This is a genomic window from Chryseobacterium sp. C2(2020), from assembly GCF_014218915.1.
Classification (GTDB): Bacteria; Bacteroidota; Bacteroidia; order Flavobacteriales; family Weeksellaceae; genus Chryseobacterium; species Chryseobacterium mucoviscidosis.
In genome coordinates this window covers 22,769-46,639 of sequence record NZ_JACLCT010000033.1, presented here as the reverse complement: position 1 = coordinate 46,639, position 23,871 = coordinate 22,769, and the positions used below count along the sequence as shown (strand labels likewise).

General features: G+C 34.9%; 18 protein-coding genes and 9 tRNA genes. 24 read left to right on the top strand and 3 right to left on the bottom strand.

Annotated features, from left to right (window positions below; genetic code table 11):
* The first annotated feature begins 267 nt into the window (after window positions 1-267).
* Window positions 268-756, top strand: a complete 489-nt coding sequence (locus H6W52_RS16615; RefSeq protein ID WP_185216818.1) for a hypothetical protein — start codon at window positions 268-270, stop codon at window positions 754-756.
* A 295-nt stretch (window positions 757-1,051) separates the two neighbouring features.
* Here the strand turns inward: H6W52_RS16615 and H6W52_RS16610 are convergent, their stop codons facing one another.
* Window positions 1,052-3,124 carry a leucine-rich repeat domain-containing protein gene (locus tag H6W52_RS16610; protein ID WP_116099294.1) on the bottom strand — a complete coding sequence of 691 codons (2,073 nt, stop codon included), beginning with the start codon at window positions 3,122-3,124 and terminating at the stop codon, window positions 1,052-1,054.
* Window positions 3,125-3,244: 120 nt separating this feature from the next.
* Window positions 3,245-4,273, bottom strand: coding sequence for a LacI family DNA-binding transcriptional regulator (locus H6W52_RS16605; protein WP_116099295.1), 1,029 nt, complete (start codon window positions 4,271-4,273; stop codon window positions 3,245-3,247).
* Between the two features lie 338 nt (window positions 4,274-4,611).
* On the opposite strand from H6W52_RS16605, the gene H6W52_RS16600 reads away from it, so the two are divergent.
* The 17 genes from H6W52_RS16600 (at window position 4,612) to H6W52_RS16520 (ending at window position 14,794) form a co-directional block, all read left to right on the top strand.
* Window positions 4,612-5,598 carry a hypothetical protein gene (locus tag H6W52_RS16600; RefSeq protein ID WP_087708894.1) on the top strand — a complete coding sequence of 329 codons (987 nt, stop codon included), beginning with the start codon at window positions 4,612-4,614 and terminating at the stop codon, window positions 5,596-5,598.
* Between the two features lie 11 nt (window positions 5,599-5,609).
* The gene (locus H6W52_RS16595; protein WP_116099296.1) at window positions 5,610-6,323 is read left to right on the top strand and encodes a DUF434 domain-containing protein; all 714 of its coding nucleotides are present in this window, start codon (window positions 5,610-5,612) and stop codon (window positions 6,321-6,323) included.
* A gap of 450 nt (window positions 6,324-6,773) precedes the next feature.
* Window positions 6,774-7,439: a hypothetical protein gene (locus H6W52_RS16590; RefSeq protein ID WP_116099297.1), complete on the top strand. Its 666-nt coding sequence runs from the start codon at window positions 6,774-6,776 to the stop codon at window positions 7,437-7,439.
* Window positions 7,440-7,886: 447 nt separating this feature from the next.
* Complete coding sequence (locus H6W52_RS16585) at window positions 7,887-9,251, top strand: SDR family NAD(P)-dependent oxidoreductase (protein WP_116099298.1); 1,365 nt, start codon at window positions 7,887-7,889, stop codon at window positions 9,249-9,251.
* A gap of 5 nt (window positions 9,252-9,256) precedes the next feature.
* Window positions 9,257-9,328 (top strand) — tRNA-Val (locus tag H6W52_RS16580).
* Between the two features lie 85 nt (window positions 9,329-9,413).
* A tRNA-Asp gene (locus H6W52_RS16575) sits at window positions 9,414-9,484 on the top strand.
* A gap of 9 nt (window positions 9,485-9,493) precedes the next feature.
* Window positions 9,494-9,568 (top strand) — tRNA-Ala (locus H6W52_RS16570).
* Window positions 9,569-9,572: 4 nt separating this feature from the next.
* Window positions 9,573-9,644, top strand: a tRNA-Gly gene (locus H6W52_RS16565).
* A gap of 2 nt (window positions 9,645-9,646) precedes the next feature.
* A tRNA-Asp gene (locus tag H6W52_RS16560) sits at window positions 9,647-9,718 on the top strand.
* Between the two features lie 7 nt (window positions 9,719-9,725).
* Window positions 9,726-9,798 (top strand) — tRNA-Arg (locus H6W52_RS16555).
* A 7-nt stretch (window positions 9,799-9,805) separates the two neighbouring features.
* Window positions 9,806-9,877, top strand: a tRNA-Gly gene (locus H6W52_RS16550).
* A gap of 112 nt (window positions 9,878-9,989) precedes the next feature.
* On the top strand, window positions 9,990-10,508 hold the full coding sequence (locus H6W52_RS16545; RefSeq protein WP_116099299.1) for a hypothetical protein: 519 nt from the start codon (window positions 9,990-9,992) through the stop codon (window positions 10,506-10,508).
* On the top strand, window positions 10,495-12,423 hold the full coding sequence (locus tag H6W52_RS16540; RefSeq protein WP_116099300.1) for a hypothetical protein: 1,929 nt from the start codon (window positions 10,495-10,497) through the stop codon (window positions 12,421-12,423). Before H6W52_RS16545 ends, H6W52_RS16540 begins: the two co-directional genes overlap by 14 nt.
* A gap of 7 nt (window positions 12,424-12,430) precedes the next feature.
* Window positions 12,431-12,501, top strand: a tRNA-Cys gene (locus H6W52_RS16535).
* A 281-nt stretch (window positions 12,502-12,782) separates the two neighbouring features.
* Entirely contained in the window at window positions 12,783-13,610 is an 828-nt protein-coding gene (locus tag H6W52_RS16530) for an SIR2 family NAD-dependent protein deacylase (protein ID WP_116099324.1), read from the top strand.
* Between the two features lie 11 nt (window positions 13,611-13,621).
* A tRNA-Arg gene (locus H6W52_RS16525) sits at window positions 13,622-13,690 on the top strand.
* A gap of 318 nt (window positions 13,691-14,008) precedes the next feature.
* Window positions 14,009-14,794, top strand: coding sequence for a TatD family hydrolase (locus H6W52_RS16520; RefSeq protein ID WP_116099325.1), 786 nt, complete (start codon window positions 14,009-14,011; stop codon window positions 14,792-14,794).
* 56 nt (window positions 14,795-14,850) lie between these two features.
* Here H6W52_RS16520 and deoD read toward each other — a convergent pair whose 3' ends face one another.
* Window positions 14,851-15,561 carry a purine-nucleoside phosphorylase gene (gene deoD, locus H6W52_RS16515; protein WP_116099301.1) on the bottom strand — a complete coding sequence of 237 codons (711 nt, stop codon included), beginning with the start codon at window positions 15,559-15,561 and terminating at the stop codon, window positions 14,851-14,853.
* Window positions 15,562-15,700: 139 nt separating this feature from the next.
* Here deoD and H6W52_RS16510 point away from each other — a divergent pair, with 139 nt between their 5' ends.
* From H6W52_RS16510 to H6W52_RS16485, 6 genes are all read left to right on the top strand, one after another.
* Window positions 15,701-16,339, top strand: a complete 639-nt coding sequence (locus H6W52_RS16510; protein ID WP_116099326.1) for a hypothetical protein — start codon at window positions 15,701-15,703, stop codon at window positions 16,337-16,339.
* A gap of 522 nt (window positions 16,340-16,861) precedes the next feature.
* The gene (locus H6W52_RS16505; RefSeq protein WP_116099302.1) at window positions 16,862-17,995 is read left to right on the top strand and encodes an AAA family ATPase; all 1,134 of its coding nucleotides are present in this window, start codon (window positions 16,862-16,864) and stop codon (window positions 17,993-17,995) included.
* Complete coding sequence (locus tag H6W52_RS16500) at window positions 17,968-18,711, top strand: hypothetical protein (protein ID WP_116099303.1); 744 nt, start codon at window positions 17,968-17,970, stop codon at window positions 18,709-18,711. The genes H6W52_RS16505 and H6W52_RS16500 overlap by 28 nt, the downstream gene beginning before the upstream one ends.
* The gene (locus H6W52_RS16495) at window positions 18,702-21,098 is read left to right on the top strand and encodes a hypothetical protein (RefSeq protein WP_116099304.1); all 2,397 of its coding nucleotides are present in this window, start codon (window positions 18,702-18,704) and stop codon (window positions 21,096-21,098) included. The genes H6W52_RS16500 and H6W52_RS16495 overlap by 10 nt, the downstream gene beginning before the upstream one ends.
* Entirely contained in the window at window positions 21,088-22,785 is a 1,698-nt protein-coding gene (locus H6W52_RS16490; RefSeq protein ID WP_116099305.1) for an APC family permease, read from the top strand. Before H6W52_RS16495 ends, H6W52_RS16490 begins: the two co-directional genes overlap by 11 nt.
* A complete protein-coding gene (locus tag H6W52_RS16485) occupies window positions 22,778-23,797 on the top strand; it encodes a tetratricopeptide repeat protein (RefSeq protein WP_116099306.1) in 1,020 nt (339 codons plus the stop codon). Before H6W52_RS16490 ends, H6W52_RS16485 begins: the two co-directional genes overlap by 8 nt.
* Window positions 23,798-23,871: the final 74 nt, after the last annotated feature.

Below are 23,871 nucleotides of genomic sequence, written 5' to 3'. Positions count from 1 at the left end.
CGAACTGGATAAATGCATAGATGGCAAGGAAAACTAAATATAATTCAATATTTTAGCGTCGAGTTCACGTTAAATTAGCATAAAATAAGCAGAATGATTCCTTTACATAGTTTTTTTCAGATCAATATTAAATACTTAAGTTTTGATCAATATTTAAATAGTAATATTGAATTCTTTTTAGAAACAAATAATATAAAATTTGAAAAAAGTAACTTTTATTATTATCCGATATTATTATCCGAAAATTGAAATGAAATAAAGAATAAATTGATTACAGAATACTCTTGTATTTCTTACGAAAGCTATTGTTCATTTGAGTATTATTTACAAGCAGAGAAAACGGATGTGTTCAATGAATATAAAGACCATATGGAAACATTGTTAGATTTATTTGAAGATTCCTATTTGCTATGGAAAAAAGATATTTTAGAAAAAGCTTTTTTAAACAAAACGAAGTTTGTTTACGAAAAATTTATAAGCAATTTACAAAAAGACAGCTTGATTAAAGATTCAAGCATTTTAATTGATATTAGGTATTTTGAAGTGTTTATTCTTAAATATAATGATTGTAAGTATATAGATTGGGACTTAATATCTGAAGTTGAATATTATCCTTGGAATGTTCAAATAATTGAAAGAAGCATACAATTAAATTGGTATAAATTACTTGAAAATAAAACTACAAGAAAAATAATTTTAGATTCTGAAAACAAGAAAAATTTCAAAATAAATTACATGATTTTTCTCTGCACTTAAGTAATATTGAACGTAGTCTAAATATGGTTGAAAACAAGAAAAGTTTATTTGTTATAGCAAATACAAACGGTGTAATATCTGAAAAGTATAGAATTCAAAGAAATATAAACCAATATATCAAAGATCACTTACCACAAATAGGAATTGTTAAATGGCTAGAAAGTTCAATTTATTCAGATGATATTATGATCAGAGAAAAGTTAATGATTGACATTTATAACATTTCATAATACTAATTTATGAAATATATTTTAATTTAACAATACCCTTAAAGTTATTTTTTCAGGCTCTATTCCTAATCAATTTCTATTGAAAAAGGAACAAAAGGTCTAAAATACCAAGTTGCAATCTCTGGTTTGTCCAGTTGTTTTTCAACGTCTTTCTCTTCTATCCTGTTTCCTGCAAGGTTGGCTTCGTGAAGTCTGGGAAGTTTATTTAATATACTTATATCATCGATTTTGTTACCATAGAGGTTCAGGCGTTCCAGATTCTTAAGATTTTCTAAACCGTCGATATTTTCAATTTGATTTTCCTCAAGATTTAATATTTTTAAATTGGATAAATCCTCCAGTTTGGATACGGTGGAAAGCGAACAGTTACTAAGATCCAGTTTTTTAAGATGAGGAAGGTTGTTTAAAGCAATGATATTATTGAAGTTGCTTACAGAAAACATAAGTATTTTTAATTTTTCCAGATTGCTGATGGTTATTTTTTGATCTTCCCAAGCAATCAGATGAAGTTTCTCAAGGTTTGGAAATTGATCTTGTACGTTTATTTCACAATAATCCCTAACTTTTAACTCAAGTAATTTAACGTTGTGTAAACGAGGAAGCTCATCCATTGTATTAACTCCGCTGTATAATTTTTCAAGAAAAGGCAAGGCCGCCAAATCTTTAAGGTCTCCTCTGTCACTCAGGTTAAGCATTTTTAATGATTTTAAATGACTTATTCCTTTAAAATAAAAATCTTTATTAGTATACAGTTGTAATTTTTCCACATTTTTAAGATGTTGTAAATCCAAAATAAAAGATCCGTTATTTTCCGGCTTATCCTCTTTAGGATAAATTCCCAGCTCCAGATTTTTAAGAGATTTCATAGATAATATTTTCTGTGCAAATTCTATAGAATCAGCGCTGATATCAAGCTCTTCTAATGTGGTAAAATTTGTTATCTGGTCAATGTTCTGGATGACCTCAGTATCCAAAAGAATGATTTTTTTTAAACTTTCTTTCAGAGGCAAAAGCTTTTCGATATCTACAAAATATTGTTCTTCGTAACGATTCACTGAAAAATCTATCTTTTTCAGTTTTATAAAATACCTGAAGGCATTCTGGTTTTTTATCGCAGTCATACGGAACCTTATCTTTTTAATTTGTGCTGCCACAGCTGAATAATCTTCCAGATCTACGGTGCATTTTTCAAAGGTGAGTTGATCTAACTTTGGTAAATGTTTCAAGTAATCTGTATTGGTGAGTTTGTATCCTTCTACTGTCAGATTTCGGAGATAAGGAGCAGCCGAAAGGAGTAGTTTTGCATCAAAATCAGGCTGTATAAAATCAGGAGTCAGATCGTAATATTGTACAAATGATTCAATAACGCATTCTTTAAGTGTAAACTGTTGTGAATTATCATAATCAGGATTGGGATCATTAACTTTTAAATTAGGATCAAGATAAAGCCTTTTCAGATCAGGAAACTGACTGATATTTTTTAAACTGTCCAGTTCACAGTTGTATAATTTTAAAATGGTTATTTCTTTCGATACAGGAATAAAGAAATCGAAGTTCTTCAATTTCATACTGTCGAAAGTTAAAAATCTTAATCCACCTTTCGTTTCTCTTTGATATTGAATGTCGTTTTCTGATTCGTTGAAACGGGTGTCTTCTATCGTTAGACTGTTTAGCCTGGGAAAAAGATTCAGTTCAGAAATGTTACCGACTGTACATCTTGTGAATGAAAAATTATAAAGATAGTTAGAGACAGGCAGGAAAAATCCGGGATGGGGAACATCCATATCTTCCAGACTAATATTGCAGAAATTTCCGGGAATGGTTTCAGCTTTTGGAATATTGGGATCAAAAGTATCTTCCGTGAAAATAGAACATTTCTTCATTTTAAGATGATCTAACCCATAAAGCAGGTTCAGATCTTTAGCATCCGCAATAGAACATTCTGTTAATATGAGTGTTTGCAGGGTGTTGAAAATAGGTTTTAGAACAGAGAAATTTTCAAGATGAATATTTGAAAGCGTTAAATAACTTAATCGTTCTGAAATATAACAAAGCTTTTCGTCTTCGTGATTTTCTTTTTCAAATTTAATATTGAGGGTATTTTCGAGTTGGCTGATTATAGTTTTAGAATCATTCATATTTTTCAATTAAATAAGGGCTGTTTTTACGCAATATAAAGCATTTCCATCATATTGAAAATCATTTTGTAAATGTTTTCTGATGAAATGAATAGAAGAATATTTAAAAAAATAAAAAACTTACTTCCTCTTCGAAGACTTTCGGATATGAAGCTGAGGAGCCAGAACCACTTTTTTCTCGATGGAAACACCAAAGCTGTTTTCCTTTACACTTTCGATAAAAACCTGTCCTGCCATTTTCCCCATCGTTACCGGAGTCTGGTCAACAGAACTCATCGGAAGCTCCATAAACTGGGTGAAAGGTTCATTGGAAAAGCCAATTACGGCAACTTCCTGAGGAATTTTAATCTTTCTTTTCTTAAGTTCCTGACAGGCTCCCAAAGCAGCAAAATCACTGGACGAAAAAATGGCATCGGGAACAGATTTTCTTTCCCACAACTTTTTAATAGCATCGATTCCGGCATCAATAGAACTTCCTGTAGAAATAATATTTTCCTCTTTTACAGAAAAATGATGATCGATGAGTGCCTGTTTATAGCCATTAAGACGGTTGCGGTAAATCTCAAGATTCAGATCTCCCGAAAAATGACAGATGTTTTTATAACCTTCGCTGATGAGGTGCTCCGTAGCAATATAACCCCCTCTGTAATCATCAATCGTAACCGTACTTATTCCCGGAATATCCTTTTTACGGTCGAAAAATATGATCGGCGTATTTGATGTATCTAAAATGTTCTGGATATGTTCCGTATCAACAGTCGTTCTGGAAACTGACATGAAAATACCGTCAACCTGCGCATTAAGAAGCGTATTCAGATGCTTCTTTTCAATGATCACATCTTCATGGCTCTGGCAGATGATCACATGATAACCAAAAGGAGAAAGCTCCTCTTCAATGCCGCGTATAACAGAAGAAAAAAAGTTGGTATTGATATACGGAACGATAATTCCCACATTCTTAGTTTCACCGCTTTTTAAGGCTTTGGCAAGATTGTTCTGCTTATAGTTCATTTCTTTGGCAGTTTTTCTTACCAGTTCCTTCGTTGCCTCACTTATTCTCGGATGATCGTTCAATGCTCTGGAAACCGTTGCCACACTTACATTTAGCTTTTTCGAAATATCGTATATCGTGGCACTTTTTTTATTCATAAAAACTTTTTTCAGGATGATGATGTACTTCAAAAGGAAATACGTTATTGAGGTAAATTTAATCAAATTATGGAGATTAAAAAGCAATTGAAATGATATTATAACAGAGAACTGTTATTATAAAAAAAAAGGTATGCTTAAATTGCTGATTTTATTTGCATTAAAAAGCAGTGCGCTTAAGTTGAAAAGAGTAGATTTGCATAAAATAAAACGTATTTCCGCTATTGTTAGATTTAGTTTTCTTAAGATTTTTCTGTAACAACAGTAAGTATAAATAATTTCAGTTTTGTATTGTTAATTGAGATAGTTTTGTAATTTGTAAAAATATTTTTATAACCATGAATTTGCAGAGGAAAATATCATATACTGTTCTCATTTTACTATTCTTTTCCGGAAGTCTTTTCTCTCAGAATCCACTTTCTGAATTTAAAGATAAAATAGATTTTTACTTGCTGGATAATTTCGTTAGGATGACTGATAATGACACGGTTTTTGTCAGTAATTTATATGATTATTCTGGTGACGGTTCCCATGAATTTTATTTTTATAATAGTAAAACAAGGCAAAAAATATTTCCTTACGGATTTGAAATGGCTTATCCTTTTGTTGGAAAAACGGCTGTTGTAAAGTATAAAAACCGATGGGGATTGATTGATCGAAGTGGTAGATTTATTTTTTACTCTTTATCTTCCTATCCGATTAAATTAACTTCTTACGAAAAATATGCAGTATTCGATAATGTCGTTAAATATGATGTGAGAAATGGAATTTTCCGGGAATCTTCTATTTACTGCGGAGAGCCCGCAACGCCCGATTATTTTATATCGAAAAGCCCAAACGGGAAATATAATTTAATTGAGATGGACAAAGGACCGGTTTTTAAAACAGAAATGGATTCTATTATTTCGCAGCACCGTTTAATTTATAAAGAAAATACAGACTTACTGATTTTAAAAAAGAAAAATAAATATGGTCTTTATCTGCCAGACGGAACTGAGATTCTTAAAATAAAATTTGAAAACGCAAAATTTATAGGGAATTACGTTATGCTATACGAAAACAGTAAGTGGAATTATTATACCTATGAAAATAATAAACTCAATTTAATTCTTTCAACACCATTTGAGTGTGTTACTCCAGCTTATCAAAATAATGTTATTGGCGCATTTAAAAAAGACAACAAATACAATCTGCTAAAAACGGACGGCGAAACTTTGCCTGAAAATTTTGATTATATAAGCGAAAATGCAACTTACGGCATAAAAGAAAATAGCTTAATTATTTTCGATTCCAATGCAAATTATTATACTTACGCTGAAAAATAATTCATTTGGGCATGAGCAACAGAAATCGGGGAAAAAATACAGGAGATGATACCTTATTCGGTTCCGCAAAACAGCTTGAGAAAATGAAATTGGCAGTTCAGGATATGCAGTATTTATTAAGCCGGAATTATGCTGAAAAAGCTTCGTCGGAACTGGTGGGAAATCATTACCGCCTCAAAACAAGACAGATTCAGGCAGTTCGTGGAGCTTCCACTTCAGAAACTCAGCTTCAGAACAGAAAATCTAAACAACTCGAAATTTCTGAATTGAAAACCAAAACAATATATCTTGATGGCTTCAATGTCCTGATTTTACTGGAAAGCCTTCTTTCCGGAGCTTATATTTTCGAAGGAACGGATGGCTGTTTCCGAGATCTTTCCGGTGTTTTCGGAACATACAAAAGAGTAAATCAGACGCAGAAGGCCATTGAACTCGTTGCTTCTTTTTTGCATAAATCTCATGCAGAAAAGCTGATCTGGATTTTCGATAAACCAGTGTCAAACAGCGGAAGAATTAAACAGATGATCATGGATTTTGCCATTGAAAATAACCTCAACTGGAACGTTGAACTGGAATTTAATCCCGATAAATTTTTAGCAGAAAATGCCGAAATCCTCGTCACTTCTGATGCATGGATTCTGGATCACTGCAAAAGCTGGTTCAATCTCATCGGATATTTAATTCAGGAAGAAAACCTGTTGGCTAATGTTATCAAAATGTGTTAATTTAAACAAACGCTATATAAAACACAAATGGCACAAATATCAACACTAAAAATCACAAATAATTATTGTATTATCTGTGAAAACATTAGCATTATTCGAGTTTAAGTAAACACAAATTGCACAAATATTAACACTAAAAGCACAGATAATTTATTGTGATATTTGCGGAAACATTAGTGTTATTCGAGTTTAAGTAAACACAAATGGCACGAATAAAAACACTAAAAATCACAAATAATTTATTGGGCTATCTGTGAAAACATTAGCGTTATTCGAGTTTAAGTAAACACAAATTGCACAAATAAAAACACTAAAAGCACAGATAATTTATTGTGATATTTGCGAAAAACATTAGTGTTATTAGTGTTTAAAGAACATAAGTCGCACAAATAATTTATTGTGATATTTGTGAAAGACATTAGCGTTATTCGTGTTTTAAAAATAAAAACCATGCAATTATTTCAAAAATATACATCATTATTTTCTGCGGAATGGAAAGAAAAATATCACGCCATTCTAGCCGAAGAACATCTTGAAAATTTACAGAAAAATGTACAGAGATTTAAAGACCAAAATTTAGATTGGGATCTGCCCTATTTTAATGAAGAAATTAAAATCGACCGTGATGAAAGTTTTAAATTATTCATCTCTGTTTTAGAATCTGAAAATTCAGATCAAAACAAAGCAGAACAATTGCAAGAAATTCCTTTCGAACATTGGCTGAATATTTTAGGACAACGCCTCACTTCGGCAAGCCTTCGTGATGAAAACGCCGTTCCGCCTTTAAGAAGTTTACTGGTTGAAGCCTGCGAAAAACCTTTCAACAGCGAAATTACCATTGCGCAGAGAGCGTGGGAAAAACACGTCGGTCGGCTGAATGACGATTTCTGGGGCGAAGTAAAAGGAAATAATCAGCAGAAACAGCAAAAAGTGATGGAGAAAATACACTATATTCTCGACCACACTACATGGTGGAATGTTTTCTTTCATTACAAACACGAACTGGTTTTTGAAGTCAGAGAAAAAGAAGGTCACGGAATCCGCTGGAGCCACGGCGGAAAACATTTGATCGGCTTTCTGGAGTTTTTTATTAATGATGAAAATTCTTCACAATAAGTTTTTGAACCATTTAATAGGTCATTAAGCTTTAGGAGTATTAAAATCTTAATATAAACTTTAAAATCAGAATGATTTAATCTCAACTAATTAAAAAAAACTCAGTTCGTGATAAGAAATGAGTTTAAATAATTGATTTATAGTGTTATATTAATTTGTCGCAAAGAAAAACAAAAGATTTTTTTACTTATTGAAAGTTGGTAAGCTAAACAAAGGCACTTCGTTTATTTAAAGAAGGCAAAAATAGTATTCCTTTGATAAGTTTTACGCCTTTGTATATCTTAAAAGCGGAATTCTTGATAATTGAATTTCGTTATTTAACCTTGCGTTTAAGAAAACTTATCCCGAACTCAGGTTAAAAAAACTTAATGGTTTAAAAATTTTTTATCTCTACGTAAAAACATTGCGCATTACGCAGATAATTTTGTAAGCGTAAAATAAAAAGCAATGGATTTTTCTAACCAAAACTTTACGCAAAACGAATGGGAATCATGTCTCAAGGTATTAAAAGCCCTGAAAGATGAACCATTTCTTAATCCGGACAATCAAACTTTTTCCGGGTTGATCACAAAAATTCATAAGAACGCCAAAAAGCAAAACCGTCTGGAAAGTTATTCTCAGATGAAAACGCACGATCTTGAAATTAATTCAGAATCGGTACTGATGAAAAAAGCTTTGGCGGGAGTTTCTGCTTTTTATGATGATGAAAAAAATGATACCCGACTCACCAGATTACAGATTCCCAAAAACTGCTACTGCTGTAACCAGAGTTATCAGTACGCCCATTCCTTTTACACCAGATTATGCCCGAAATGTGCGGATGAAAATTATGAAAAGCGTTTTCTTTCGGCAGACTTAACGGGACGGAATGTCATCTTAACCGGAGGACGTGTAAAGGTAGGTTTCGCAACGGCTTTAAAGCTCCTGAGAAATGGTGCCAATTTGGTTTTGACGACCCGTTTTCCGGCTTTGGCACTGGAAACTTTGCAGCAGGAAGCAGATTATGAAGAATGGAAAGACAGACTTTGGATCTATGGTCTCGATCTCAGAAATTTAAAAGCAATTCAGGAATTTATAGATTTTTATAAGGCGAAATTTGAAACGCTCGATATTCTCATCAATAATGCAGCACAGACGATTAAATATCCCGATCAGTATTACCTTCCGATCATCAGACGTGAAAACGAAATGCTCGTTGAGTTTAAAAACAATCATACATTGATTCCGAACGCAACCCCCATTTCCGCAGAGGTCGGAAAACTGGAATATGCGCAGAATGAAGAAACAAATGTCGCTTTAACACGTTTTGGACAACCGGTGGATAATCGTGATAAAACAAGCTGGAATTCGACACTGGAAGAAATTTCGATGTACGAATTGGTTGAGGTGAATTTAATCAATCACATTGCGCCGTATTTTCTGATCAAAGAATTAAAACCTTTAATGAAGGCTTCTTCTTTCAAAGAAAAATTCATCGTTAATGTAACATCTTCAGAAGGTATTTTCAGCTATAACAACAAAACGATGTTTCATCCGCATACCAATATGACGAAAGCCGCTTTGAATATGATGACACTTACTTCTGCTAAAGAATTTGAAAAAGACCAGATTTATATGACGGCAGTAGATGTAGGATGGATTTCTACAGGTGCGAAGGAAAGTTTAAGAAAGAAACAGTTTGAGCAGGGATACATTCCGCCATTGGATTCTGTGGATGGTGCCGCAAGAATTCTGCATCCGATTGTTGAAGGAATCAACGGAAATTATTTCAGCGGAGTTTTATTGAAAAATTATAAAATTAATGAATGGTAAAATATAAAAAGTTAGCTCAGAGGAAGAGCATCCGGTTGACACCCGGAAAGTCACGGGTTCGAATCCTATACTTTTTAGAAAGAAACTCATAGTTATAACTGGAAAAACATTGCACTTTCTATGCAAAATTACAGGTTCGAGTCCTGTTGAGTTTCCAAATAGAAAGCGTTAGTTCAGCAGGAAGAATACCGCCATGTCGCGGCGGAGGTCGTGGGTTCGAGTCCCACACGCTTTCCAAAACGGAGATAATAGTTTAATCGGAAAAATGTATTCCCTGCACGGAATAGATGCAGGTTCAAATCCTGCTTATCTCCCCAAACAGAAACGGTAGCTCAATGGAAGAGCATTAGTCTTCCTCACTAAGGGTTGCGGGTTCAAGTCCCGCCCGTTTCTAAGAGCGCATCGTCTAAATGGAAGGACACCGGCTTATCGTGCCGGAAATTCAGGTTCGAGTCCTGCTGCGCTCCCAAAATGGAGACAATAGTAATAAAATTGGAAAAATACATTCTTCTAAAATGAGTTGCGGGTTCGAGTCCTGCTTGTCTCCCAAAACGGAAATGGTAGCTCAAGGGAACAGCGCTGACCTTCCAAGTCAGAGGTTGCAGGTTCGAATCCTGCCCATTTCACAATGAATGCATAAGACAAAAGTTGTAGTTTAATCCGGAAAAATATATTCCGACCGAATAAGTTGTCGGTTCGATCCCGGCCTTCTTTTGCTTTATCTTAAAAATAAAAGCCATGTTAAAAAAAGTATTAGTTTTTTTCGGAATTATTGACGAAGTGTATACCCCAGTTCCGATGCAGTGGAAAGAAAGACCGGTTGTTGAAAAGCTTCCTGAAACATCTAAACCTTTGGTACATAAAACAGAAAAAGTCATTTTGGAAACTTTGCCAAAACCTGTTCCCCAATCTGTAGAAAAAAAATTGGAAAAGCCTGAAAAAAAAGAAAAAGAATTAACCAGAACTGAAAGAAAAAGACCGGCTAATAATCATCATCCAATTGAAAACTTCTCAGAATTCACCAAAGATTTTAAAACTTACTGTCTTGAAAAAACAAGCAACCAGCATATGCTGAAAGCTAAAAATTACAGTATTTATGATAAAAACGGAGTTACGGAAACATTCATTACTTCAGAGGATTCTTTTATCACGCATAACGAACACAAAACGCTCCGCATCCAAAGCGAATGTTTTGTAAAATATATCCAGCAGGAATATAACCCCATAACAAGACTCATAGAAAATGCATACGACTAAACCCATACAACGATATAAAATATTTTCCGTAAAAGACTTCACGGAAGCTGTTTTTGATGAGAATGCATCTATAGAAATTTATGCTAAAAACACAGCCTTTGATTGTACTGAAATTAAAGGAAATCTCGTGTTGAGAGGGGAAGGCTGTAATTTTCCGAATCTTGAGACTGTAAAAGGGAATCTCTCCATAGATGCTCCTAACTGTTCTTTTCCGGAGCTGAAAATGGTAGAAGAAAATTTTACGATGCATTGCCCTGCAATGTTGGACCGGTTGGAAAAAGTAAGAGGTAATTTTAAATGTATTGTTGATTTCAGCTTTAAAAACTTAGCAACAATAGGAGGAAGCATTGAACTGAAAAACGCTGCCGTGTATGCAAAAAGTAAAAAGTTGGTACAAGGAAGAGTCGTTATCCCGATAAACCATCAGTATGAAGTTAAAAATCTTCCAAAAGACGGAATCTTTAATATTGATATTTTCGGAGATCATATTATCATACCGCATCAGGAAATCCGTGGAAGAATCAACATTTTTGGTAAAGATATTTCCTTTCCGAATCTGGAATTCGTTCATGGAGGGCTTAAAATAGAAATCACCGATTCTTTAGCCGATGAATGTACCCATGATTTCCCTGTGCTGAAAAAAATGACAGGTAATCTTCGCTTTGTGCGGGCAAAACTTTCTTTTCCTGAACTTCAGGAAATGACGGGCACCATTCATCTTGAAAATGGTTCGTATGTTAACTTTTCTGCTTTGGAAATCTCTGGCGGAATTATGATCAATCATCGGTCCGGAGCTTCTTTTCCCGTATTGAAAGAAATAAACGGAGCATTGAAAAATCATGGTTCGGAAACCTGTTACTTAAATGCACTGGAAAAAATAAAAAGTACATTTTGTACCTATCAGATTTCAGCCCCGAATATTGTTGAAATTGGCGGAGATTTAGACATTCATGCTTATACTCATAATAGATTTGATCATTTAAAGAGAGTCAGCGGAAGAATACTGGGTTCTTCAAAAGTTCAGCTTAAAGCGCTGGAATATGTAGGAATTTTAGATAATGCAAGTTTAGCAGGCTCCGAGTTTCCTTCTTTGAAGGAGGTTACGCATTATTTTTACGGAACGCATACCGGACTGGAGAATGTGGCAAAAAATATTTATTTTAGAGTTACGGACAGTCTTTGCATTACAAAAGATCAGTTTATTGTCGGAAGGTCAAATTTTACTTTTGTTTTGAATTTGCAACGTCATTATTTTAAAAAGCTGATTTCTATTTTAAAACTTAGACACAGCAGCTTTCAGAATTTTAAAACACGGGAATTTGAAAGAGAGTGGACTCATTACAATACTCCGATTTTTAATGATGTTTTAAATAGAATTGAAAAATTATGGGATAAGGTAGAGCCGATCGGTTTTGATGAATTTTTCAATGACAAAGACCGAAACTTTAAGCTTTTCTGTTTCAGTTATTTCGGAGTTGGGAATTTAATGAAAAACCTGAAAGCTGAAAAAATAAATCAGGCAGAAATTGAGGTTAATTATTTTGGGTATGATGATAATGGAAATGAATATATAACGAAAAAAATCAATCAGTATGAAGTTCATCAGGTTGAAAATGAAAAACTCGGAATATTCGCCTGGGGTTCTGCAAACCGTTATTCTTATGCTGTAAAATGCTGGTGTCCCTCTACGGAAAAAGAACATTGGCTGTGGATTGAAGAAGCGTATAAAGACAATGCGTTAACGGCAATTGCATCCACTTTCAGAATTCATGAAAACATCATCCCGCACATCAGATGTTTAAAAAGACAGGGAGATCTGCTGATTTGCGAATTGAATAAAAAAATTCCGCCGCGAGGTGCTGTAAGAGCTTTAACCGCTTCAGAATATTTCGGTCTTCTGGAAGCTGAAACCTAAGAAATAAGAAACAGTAGTTTAATCTGGAAAAGCACTCCGAGCACAGGAGGGTTGCAGGTTCGAATCCTGCCTGTTTCTGTTTTTTTAAAATTTAAAAAGCATTTTAGGATTAATCTTTTTCTCTCGCAGATTTTTTTTCATTAAGCCGACATAGAAAGCTGAAGTGTTAAGAAAATTAATCATGCAAACGTTAAGAAAATTCTACTGTTTGAGCGCGGGGAAAATATTAAATCAAAAAGCAAATACCAAATTCGCGCGAGTTTTAGAATTTTTAGAGAACATTATTAATTTTTAGCGTAAGATTCCAAGTCTTGAACTTTTGTTTTGCTTCAAGGCAAAAGAAAATTAAAATGAAAATCATGAAAGAATTACAAACCATATTAAATACCATCCTTAAAGAAAAACAAGGATACATTACTTTCCTTACCGGAGCCGGAATTTCTGCGGAAAGCGGACTTCCGACTTACCGCTCGATCGACGGAATCTGGATTAAAGGAACAAAATATCACCGTCCGGAAGAATTCGGGACGTATAAATATTTCAGCCAGAATCAGGAAGAAGTATGGCAGTATAATCTGTTCTGGAAGAAAATGATTGCCGAAGCAAAACCTAATCCGGGACATTTGGCGATTACGAAAATTGAAAAACTTTTAGGTGAAAGATTTAAGCTAATTACTCAAAATGTTGACGGGCTTCACCAAAGATCGGGAACGCAGAATGTCTATGAAATTCATGGAAGCAAACAGAAAGTCCGATGTTCAAAAGAATGCAGCGAACCTTTCGATTTTCCTGAAAATATTAAGTTTAAAGAATATACCGAAGATTTAACGGCAGATGATATCGACGATCTGAAATGTAAAAAGTGCGGAAATTGGCTTCGTCCTCATACTTTATGGTTTGATGAAAGTTATAATGAAAAATACTATCATTTCGATACGGCTTACAACATTGCAGACCATACAGATATTTTATTTGTAGTCGGAACTTCGGGATCAACGGCTTTGCCTGTAAATATTGTGGAAGCGGTAAAAATCCGTGCAAAATGGATCGTCGTGGTCAATCCTGAGAGCGATACGTATTTTGATTATATTTTGAAAGGAAGCAAAACATTATTTTCGGTACAGGAAAGCAGTTCAAAAGCACTTCCTGAATTAAAAATGATGATTGAAGATATTATAAACGCTTAAATTTTCATACGGAAGCAGTAGTTTAACGGAAAAGCGCATCATTCTAAGATGAGTTGCAGGTTCAATTCCTGCCTGTTTCCCTTTTTTTAAATTTTAAAAACATTTTATGATTAATCTTTTTCTCTCGCAGATTTTGCGGATGACGCAGATTTTATTTCATTAAACCGACATAGGAAGTTGAAGCGTTAAGAAAATTAATCATGTGAACGTTAAAAAAATTCTACTGTTTGAGCGCGGGAGCTATTTAGAGCCGAAGGACAAATGTGAAATTCGCGCGAGTTTAGAATTTTTAGAGAATATTATTAATTTTTAGCATTCAGATTCCAGGTCTTGAATTTTTGTTTCTTTTGCTTCAAGGCAAAAGAAATATGTCCAATAAAACTAAATTTAATAAAGAAATGAACACATTAATCGACATTGGTATAAACTTAACCAATAAACAATTTTATGACGAACAGGAAGAAATAATCAACCGCGCACTCGACAATGGAGTAGAGCAGATGATTCTCACGGGAACGAGCGTTCGCGGAAGCAAAGAATCTGCGGAAATTGCAGAAGATTATCCCGAAATTCTGTTTTCAACGGCGGGAATTCATCCTCATGATGCAAAATCTTTCAACAGCGAAAGCATTCCTGCATTAAAAACATTATTAAAACAAGACCACGTTGTTTCCGTAGGAGAATGCGGACTGGATTTCGACAGGGATTTTTCACCAAGACCTGTTCAGGAAAAATGTTACCGCGCCCAGCTTGAACTTTCGGTTGAAGTGAATAAACCGCTTTTTCTTCATGAAAGATCTGCCTTTAAAAGATTTAATGAAATAACGGATGAATATTTGTCTAAACTTCCAAAAGCCGTCGTTCATTGTTTTACAGGAACTTTACAGGAAGCCAAAATATATCTGGATAAAGGCTTTTATTTAGGATTTACGGGAGCCATCAGCGATCAGAACAGGTTTAAACATTTGGAAGAAGTGATAAAATACGTTCCTCTCGACCGGATGATGATTGAAACCGATGCGCCTTTTATGCTTCCGAAAAATATGCCGAGAATGCAGAACCGCAGAAACGAGCCTTCCTTTTTACCGTATGTAGCACAGACGATTGCCCATCTGAAGAAAATCGGCATAGCAGAAGTTGCAGATGAAACCACGGAAGTCGCCCGTAATTTTTTCAGGATATAAAAAAAGAGTTCTACAGATGATGTAAAACTCTTTTTATTTTGGATGATCGATAATGATTACAAACTCTTAATCCCCGCTTCCAAAGCAAGCTCGATCATTGGTTTCAAAGCCTTTTCTCTCTGGTCAGCCGAAATATTTTCGTGCGTAGGAATAATATCCGAAACCGTAAGAATCGTTGCCGCATTTTTTCCTAAATGTTTAGCATTGGCAAACAATCCGAAAGCTTCCATTTCTACCGCCGGACAATTATATTTTGTAGCAATTGCTGGAATTGCAGGATCTTTTCTGTAAAAAATATCACTACTGTGGATGTTCGTCGCTTTTGCCGTTAAAGACATTTCTTTTGCCGTTTCGTTGATGGTATTGAAGATATTTCCCTGATGAGAAATACTTTCCTCTTCAATTCCCCATGCGAATTTTGCGTAGGTGCTTTCACTGGCTGCATTTTCCACATTCAGAAGATCATACACTTTCAGATCTGTGGTATACGCACCGCAGGTTCCGATTCTGATGATCGTCTCTACATCATACTCTGTAAAAAGTTCAAAAGAGTAAATTCCGATGCTTGGAAAGCCCATTCCGCTTGCTCCCACAGAGATTTCTTTCCCTTTATATAAACCTGTGTAATATAAAATTCCTCTGGTCTGGCTTACCAGTTTAGCATCTTCCAAAAAGTTTTCCGCAATGTATTTGGCACGCAGCGGATCTCCGGGTTGTAAAACAACTTTAGCAATTTCTCCTTTTTTTGCACTGATGTGGATACTCATAATTTTTTATTTGAAAGGGCAAAGATATAAAATTGTGATTTCTTAATCCTTGAACAATAATTTTTTAATTAAAGATTTATAATCAACTTACCTTCAAAATTTTCAATTCGAAAAGAATATTTTTTATTTTTGTTAAATGATGGAAAAAAAATCAGCTTTTTTAGACACTTTATTTCTGCTTCGAAAAGAAGAATGCATTACCATTTTTTCAGATATTCATGAAATTACCAAAAAGGAAGAACAGGATGCCGCAGATTATTTTCAGGCTGAATTTGAAAAAGAAAGGCTTGAATTTTTATCCGACACACTTGTCTGCGATACAGAAACAGCAGTCTGGGCTGCCAAAATAGTCTATCACAGTGCGCAGCTTCATTTAATAAGAGAAAATACGGCTAAAGATTTAAACAAATTAATTCCGTCTTTCAAAGGGAAAAGAGATGTTTCAGGCATCCTGTCCGCAGATTTATCACTCCGGTTTTTACCACAGATTGTTTCTGCTTTACAGGTTTCAGATCCGGAAGATCCTTTGGTGAAAATGCTGGAAAATATTCTGAAACAATTTCACTATTCAGCAGTAGGATTTGATCTCGATCTCGAAGACACCAACTGGGAAGAAGAATTAAAAGACAAAACCTACCGAAAGCTCTATCTGGAAAGAATTGTAGAAAAGAAATCCTATCGGCTTGCTGAAATTCCTTACCTCAATCAGTTGTTAATTGCTGAATTTGGACTGCATAAAGATGTATTTTGGAAAGAATTAAAAACAACAGAAAACTAACCTTTTTCTTCTTTGCTAAGTGAATAGTTTATACTGAACTTGTCGAAGCACCTTTGCGAACTTAAAAACAGTTAGTAGTTAAAATAAACTTTGTGGTCTTTGCGTTCAAAACCTAAAATCACGCAAAAATTAAACAATTAAGAATAGGTAAGAAGTTAAGACGAATTAAGAATTTGCAAGCAAATTAAAGGCAAGCTTAAGAAATTTATTTCTCTTAACTAATCTTAAACCCTTAATAAATCTTAATGATTAAAATATATAGAAAGTAAATAAAAACTTTGTGGACTTTGTGTTAAAAAAACAGTTCAAAAAAACAATTATTTTCGTCAAAAAAGAAAAATAACAATAAATTTAGACCTTTGCTTGCTTTGTTAAATGAATAGTTTATGCTGAGCTTGTCGAAGTACCTTTGCGAACTTAAAAACAGTTAGTAGTTAAAAGAAACTTTGCGGACTTTGCGTTAAAAAAACAGTTCAAAAAAAATAATAATTTCCATCAAGAAAAATTATAACATAAAAACAAATGACTCAAAATATAGAAAAATTAAACACCGTTCTTAACCACGTCAAAGAAACCTTTGTCGGAAAAAACGATGTCGTCGATTTATTGGGAATCTGTCTTCTGGCAAGAGAAAACGCCTTTTTGTACGGACCTCCCGGAACCGCAAAATCTGCCATTGTAAGAACGTTGGCAAAAACCGTGAAAGACGGAAAAAACTTCGAATATTTATTGACCCGTTTCACAGAACCGAACGAAATTTTTGGTCCTTTTGATATCAGAAAATTAAAAGAAGGAGAATTATTAACCAACACCGAAGGAATGATGCCCGAAGCATCCATGGTTTTTCTTGATGAGATTTTCAATGCCAATTCAGCCATTCTGAATTCCCTTTTGATGGCTTTAAATGAAAAGATTTTTAAAAGAGGAAAAGAAACCAAGCACCTTCCTGCGCTCATGTTCGTGGGAGCGAGTAACGTTCTTCCTGAAGACGAAGCATTGAATGCGTTGTTTGACCGTTTTCTCATCAGAATTAATGTAGATTATGTTCATCCCGACCTTCTTCATCAGGTGCTTTTAGCAGGAAGAAAACTGGAAAATAATACAGAAACAGAAACGCCCGAAATTCTTTCCCACGAAATAAAAGAACTTCAGAATCTTTGTAAAACAGTCGATCTAAGACCCATTTACGAAGTCTATTTAAATACCATCATCAGTCTCCGAAATACAGGAATTGCCATTTCCGACCGTAGAGCCGTTAAATTGCAGAACCTTATCGCGGCAAGTGCTTTAATTTGTGGCAGAAACGAAGCCATTTTATCAGATTTATGGGTGCTAAAACATATTTGGGACACCGAAGAACAGATTGAAATTCTCGAAGGTATAATCAACAGAACGATTGAAAAAGATGATCATCCAAAATCTCATCCGCAGGCGTTGCAAAACAAAACGCCGAATCCGGAAGAAGTGATGAAAGACGTAAAAATCTTAGTCGAAAAATGGAATCAGGGATCTTTGAGTTTTGAAGAACAGAACGTCATCAAAGATAAACTGAGATACCTTCAGACGCGATGCGAGTGGATCAGAATCCCTGAGCAGAAACAGTACATTCAACAGGAAATTGAAAATCTATGGCAAAAGATTCTTCAAACAGTCTAAAAGAATTCTGGGCAGAAATTCCGCGTGCAGATGAAGATGTTCTGGGCTCGATCCGTGACTGGAAAAATGTTCAGATCGCTTTAGAAGAAGATGTAGTCTGGCTGAAAGGTTTTACCGATGAACAGGCGGTTTCACCGGAAATTCAACAGTTGCCGAATTTTCTGCTTTATGAATTAAGAGACGGACTTTTATTCAGAAAAGAGGCTTTGGTTCCGAGCAAAAAAATGAGAACGGCTTTACTGTGGACTTCCATTGATAAAGCTTTGCGCTTAACTTTTCCTTCATTCAATAATAATTTTTTCGGAATTGACGGAAAAATTGAAATTAAACTGAAACCGAGCGAAGAAGAGCATCCTGCAACAGCATTGTTATGCTCAATGAAAGAAATCAGGGAAACCATAATTGCGCTGCCGAAATTTAAAGTGGAGAAAATCGAATGGTTGGTGATTAATGACAATGCCTTATTTCTAGGAACCCCTTTATTAAGTTTTCCGGGAAAAACATTTTGGTCAAAAGACGGACATCTTTTACCTACAGGTTACGATTTTGAATTTAAAAACATGAGCTCTTTATTACAGAGAAAATATAACGCAGGTCGCGATCAGTGGCTTTTATGGAACGAAAACGGAAATGTTCTTTACCTAAATAAAGAAGATTTCCGCAAATTATCCGTAAGCTCTTTCCGACTGACTGAAAAATCACAGGAATGGATATAATTGCATATTTCCAATCATATATCAATTATTTCTGGGAGTGGACAACCGACGAAGATGTTCCGGACGACACCCGATATAATGAAAACAACCTTATTTCGATCCCGAATGTAGGCGCAATTGCGTACAGACCCTACGTAATGGAAATTCTTAAGGAACTTAAAGAACAGGGTCTTCCGCCTTTCGGTTCTTTATTGCTTGTTTTGTATGCGCTTCATGATGGCTACTTAAATTTAGACGGCGTTTTTTATTATCTGAACAGACAGAAAGATAATTTTGCGGAAAATGAATCCGATGTAGATCTTGTCATTAAATTTTTAGAAAATCTGAGCAGTATCGGAAGTTCTTTAAAGCGGGGACAGAATAAAATCATTCTTTTACAGACCATTTTTAAAGACAGTCACAATCGGGTTTCCTCTGTAAATTCAGGGTTAATCTTAAAAATATTTGAGACCAAACCTCATATCATCGGCGAAGCTGCTGTTAAAAAGCCTCTGACTTCAATTGCGGTTAACAGAGATATTAAAACTTTAGCGCTTCTTCAGAATAAATTTCCGACTAGAAAATCCATTATCAATGCCATGAAAGGTTTCACAGATATTTCGGAATTGGAAGATGAAGTGGTGGAAGAAGAAACCACCGTTGAAACCGATAAAGATTTTATTCAGGAACTTATTGAAGAGCCGAAAACGTTTCAGGTCGGAAGTTTGATTAAAAGGATCTGGAGCGGTCTGAAAATCCCGATGCGTCATCTTTCGCCCGGAGAACAGCCGATTGGAGGAATCTCGGATATGACGAATAAAGGCGAACTTCACAGAATGCTTTTGTCTGAATTTGCCAATGAAGACGACATTTTCATGAACCGTGTTGCAAACAATGAAGCGTTGTTTATCCAAAGAGAAATTCCGCCCGAAGAAAATATTTTTGAAAGAATTATTTTAATTGATACTTCCCTGAAAAACTGGGGAACCCCGAAAGTTTTGGGGTTTGCATCGGCAATTGCGGTCATCAAACATCCGAAAGCACTTTCAGAATGCAAAGTTTTTGCATTGGGACAGAATATCATCCCGATGTCTCTGGATAATGTGGATGAAGTAGTGGAAAATCTCAATCATGTAAGTCCGGTTCTGGAAGTTTCAGGCGCACTTGAAAAGTTTTTTAATAAAGAACATAAAGAAAAAGATCTGGAAGTTTTTTTCATCACGAATCAGGAAAACTTAAGCCATCAAAATCTTCAGAAAATCATTCATGAAAACAGAGACCGCCTGAAATTTTTGGTGACAACTTCTGCAAACGGTGAACTGAACTTTTACAAATATCATAAAGGAACAAGAAAGCACATCCAGAAAATTATGCTTCCGTTGCAGGAACTGTGGGCAAACCCGCCGGAAAGAAGACAGAGAAGGGAAAGTAAATTTTCAGGAAACGGCAAAAAAGCAAATGTTCCGTTCAATTATCCGATTTTGTTTCCTGCGCCAATCAATAAAATCGCAACCTTTCTGTATGAAGGTGAATTTTTTATTTTAAGCAATAAAAAACAGTTGCTGAGAACCTATCTTTCAGACAATTATTACAACCGCAATTATTATGACACGTATAAAACGCATCATGGCTGCGAAATTTTAATTGATGATATTTCCGTAAAGCCAAAAGGTCAGTTTGCGTTGGCGAAAAATAAGCAGGGAGACTTTATTTTATGCCAGTATCAACCCGATAAAAAGCTGATTTCCAAATTAAATTTAAATACTAAAGAATATTCTGAACTGAATTTGACAGGATATAATATTAAAGACTGGTTTGAAGTTGCGTATTTCAACAAAAATTTTTATTTGTTCGAGCAAAGAATTGATGATGTTTATAAAATTAATTTAGAAGGAAATATTTCAATTGAATTGATTAAAAATGATCTTTATGAGGTTGAAAAAAATGATAGAAAAGTAAAAACCGAATTGGATAAATTGAAAAACAGCGGGATTAAAATTTTAAATAATTTCCACAATATCGGAATCAATACAGAAAAAAAGCTAGTCATTTCAAATAACGAATTAAACAAATTATATAACGAAGATTCCATCACGTTTTACAGAAATAATTATCCGCTGGAAATCTGTGCGGAGCAGAATAAAAACAAATTTACCTTTTCAGACGGAAGCGAAATTATAACGGACAATCGCGGAATGCTGACTTTTAAAAGCAGCAATAAAAATATCCCCGAATTTTACATTCCTTCTACAGAATATGGAAATCTGGCGTTAGCAACCAACACGGAATTCGGAGGCTCAGAATATTATCTTCCGCAGAATACACTTTTGAAAGTGCGAACAATGAAAGAAATGTATGTTGAATATATGGAACGGTTTATAGATCAAATTTGGGAATATGGAACTTAGAATTAAACCCTTTCCGAAAAATAATTACCCCAAAAAAGGACTTTTAATCAAAGGTTCTTCGCAGCTTGTATGGCTTAATGAAATGGAAATATTAGGAATAGATTTACATCAAGTTCAGTCGTTCCCGATTCCTTCCACAGAACCTAATATTTTGTACGGATGTTTTTTGGTATTTAAAAATCTGGCTCCGAACGAAATTGGCAGAAATTCTTATTTTCAATGCGTCGACAATAGATTTTTTATTCCTGAAAATACGGTCTTTTATCCGAAAGTAAATCCTGAAGAGTGGCAGAATATCGATGCGGAATATCTCATCATGCATCCCGAATTTGGTTTGGTTAAATTGAATGAAGAAATCGACTGGATCTCCATCATTCAGAATCCGGAAATCTCGGAAGATATAGTAAGAAAACCCTCGAAAGGAGTTCAGATTCCTCAGAAAATCGAAAGTTTTACCGTTGAAATGGACGATGAAAAAGTTCTGGAATCTCTCGAAAAACCGCAAACCGAAGAAGAATGGATGAAAAACCTTCCCTTTGACATGAAAAAGGTGATGACGGGAAATAAAAAGGAAATCGAAAAATATCTAAAATATATCGAAAAATATCCTGACAGAGCAGTAGAACTTGGCGTTCCGTTGGATATTACGGGAACTTCGAGAGGAGATGGTTTCGAGATTTTTAAATTTAAAAATTCATGGCTCGAAAAACTGTTTGGTAAAAAAGAGGAAGACGATTTTAACGGAAAATCTTCCGGTAGAAATTACCGTTGGGTATTCTGGGCGGTTCTTTTAATGATCGGATTAGTCCGGGTTTTTATGAACCTTAATAAAGATGGAACTAAAGAATCGCAATCCATTTCTTCAGGCAAAGTTCAGACTCCGGATAAAACAATGATGGCTCCCGTAGTGGCGTACAAATCAGGAGTTACCGATATTGATATGAAGATCGACTCCATGTACGGAAAAAAGCGGAGAGAACTGATGAAAGAACATATGAGTGCTTCTCTAAGCATGAGCAAACCGGGTGAAAAAAGTTATCAGGAATATCTCAAAAACGGAGGAAGACCACTTGATAAAATTCAGAATGATATTTTTAAGCTGAATGACAAAACAGATGCGGCAACCGATTCATTAAAAAGAGTATACCGAAAGAAAATTGTAAAATATCTGGCTCAGAATGAAGGAAAGATCCGAGAGAAAATTAAAGATTCCATTCAGAAATCAGGTTCAGGGAAACCTGCCGATGAAGGAGTTGTAAAAACCATTATGAAAAAGAAAGCCATTTTGGTGGAAGATTCTTTGGGAAGGCTGTACGGAACGAAGGAGCTTCCACAGACTCCGCCTGCTATTTCGACACTGAACGCTGAAAAAAGTAATCCGGAAGAAAAAAGCACCTCTTTTACAGAAATTTTCTGGCTGATTGTTGCGATGACAGGAGCGGTAGGACTGTATTCTTTCTTCGTCAAAAGAAAATCGCTGAATGTAGGCGGAGATAATGTTCCGGCGGGAACCAAGATTTTCCTAATGATTATTCTGATTACCATGTTAGCGTATATTTTCTATCCGCTGATCGAAATGTTTGGGTACAACTGGTTTGTATGGATTCTTATTATCGGTATTGTATTGCTTCTTTACCGTCTTTTCAGCGAAGATGAAACCATTTTAAAATCTGATAAGGATGAATAGACAGAAATTTACAGACAAATTTATGGCGGCATTTTTCATTCTCGCCATCATCAAAATAATCGGAATTCTGGCGCAGCTTTTCCATCAGAGTTTTTGGAGTGTGGTAGGAACTTTGGTGATTTTTGCCATTGTTGCGTTCATCATTTTTGTGGTACTCATGCAGTTGGAAAAAAAGGAAAAAGAAAGCAACTCTTCGGGAAAAGGCAGAAACGGAGGGGGAAATTTTTATCTGGAAGCATCTCTTTTCGATAAGATCAGGAATAAATACGAAGAACTGGCCCAAAAATACATCAGCGAAAAAGATTATAAAAGAGCGGCAAAAGTATACATGAACTTGATGAAAGATTACTATCGCGGAGCAAAAACACTGGAAGAAGGAGGTTTATACAATGAAGCCGCAGTAATTTATCTTAAAAAACTGAAGAATAAATCGGAAGCCGCAAACTGCTACGAAAAAGCAAAGCAGTATAAAAAAGCAATCGATTTGTACAAAGAACTCGAACAGAAAGAAAAAGTAGGCGATCTCTACAGGAAAATTAATGATGCCAAAAATGCCAATATCTATTATCAGATGGTTGTGGACGATTATGTAAACAACAGTCAGATGGTAAAAGGTTCTTTAATTTACCGTAAAAAAATGGAATTGCCCGAAGAAGCGCAGAAAATCTTGCTGAAAGGCTGGGAAGAAGACCGTGATGCTTTTAACTGTCTCAATAACTATTTTGCCAATATTTTTGATGTGAAAAAACTCGATCAGCAGATTCATGAACTTTATCAGAAAACGTCTTCGGAGAAAAAGATTACTTATCTTGAAGCCATGAAGCATGAATTTAAAAAAGATCCGAAACTTCAATCGACCACAAGAAATATTGCCTATGAAATCATCGCCGAAAAAGTAGCAACCCGCTCAGAAATCGTGAATGAACTGAAACATTTCAATCCGGATGATGAAGTGATTCTGAAAGATATTTCCAGATATAAGACGGGAAGGAACAGGATATTCAGAAATTGATGATTCGTCATTGCGAGGAGCAAGGCGACGAAGCAATCTCAAAGTAAAATGATATAATATAGATTGCTTCACTT

Excerpts from the sequence above, each read along its gene's own strand:
- H6W52_RS16505 (WP_116099302.1), top strand. The coding sequence starts at position 16,862 with ATGACTCAAAATATAGAAAAATTAAACACCGTTCTTAACCACGTCAAA.
- H6W52_RS16595 (WP_116099296.1), top strand. The coding sequence starts at position 5,610 with ATGAGCAACAGAAATCGGGGAAAAAATACAGGAGATGATACCTTATTC.
- H6W52_RS16605 (WP_116099295.1), bottom strand. The coding sequence starts at position 4,273 with ATGAATAAAAAAAGTGCCACGATATACGATATTTCGAAAAAGCTAAAT.
- H6W52_RS16495 (WP_116099304.1), top strand. The coding sequence starts at position 18,702 with ATGGATATAATTGCATATTTCCAATCATATATCAATTATTTCTGGGAG.
- H6W52_RS16500 (WP_116099303.1), top strand. The coding sequence starts at position 17,968 with ATGGCAAAAGATTCTTCAAACAGTCTAAAAGAATTCTGGGCAGAAATT.
- H6W52_RS16590 (WP_116099297.1), top strand. The coding sequence starts at position 6,774 with ATGCAATTATTTCAAAAATATACATCATTATTTTCTGCGGAATGGAAA.
- H6W52_RS16610 (WP_116099294.1), bottom strand. The coding sequence starts at position 3,124 with ATGAATGATTCTAAAACTATAATCAGCCAACTCGAAAATACCCTCAAT.
- H6W52_RS16520 (WP_116099325.1), top strand. The coding sequence starts at position 14,009 with ATGAACACATTAATCGACATTGGTATAAACTTAACCAATAAACAATTT.
- H6W52_RS16585 (WP_116099298.1), top strand. The coding sequence starts at position 7,887 with ATGGATTTTTCTAACCAAAACTTTACGCAAAACGAATGGGAATCATGT.
- H6W52_RS16545 (WP_116099299.1), top strand. The coding sequence starts at position 9,990 with ATGTTAAAAAAAGTATTAGTTTTTTTCGGAATTATTGACGAAGTGTAT.
- H6W52_RS16485 (WP_116099306.1), top strand. The coding sequence starts at position 22,778 with ATGAATAGACAGAAATTTACAGACAAATTTATGGCGGCATTTTTCATT.
- H6W52_RS16540 (WP_116099300.1), top strand. The coding sequence starts at position 10,495 with ATGCATACGACTAAACCCATACAACGATATAAAATATTTTCCGTAAAA.
- deoD (WP_116099301.1), bottom strand. The coding sequence starts at position 15,561 with ATGAGTATCCACATCAGTGCAAAAAAAGGAGAAATTGCTAAAGTTGTT.
- H6W52_RS16530 (WP_116099324.1), top strand. The coding sequence starts at position 12,783 with ATGAAAGAATTACAAACCATATTAAATACCATCCTTAAAGAAAAACAA.
- H6W52_RS16600 (WP_087708894.1), top strand. The coding sequence starts at position 4,612 with ATGAATTTGCAGAGGAAAATATCATATACTGTTCTCATTTTACTATTC.
- H6W52_RS16490 (WP_116099305.1), top strand. The coding sequence starts at position 21,088 with ATGGAACTTAGAATTAAACCCTTTCCGAAAAATAATTACCCCAAAAAA.
- H6W52_RS16510 (WP_116099326.1), top strand. The coding sequence starts at position 15,701 with ATGGAAAAAAAATCAGCTTTTTTAGACACTTTATTTCTGCTTCGAAAA.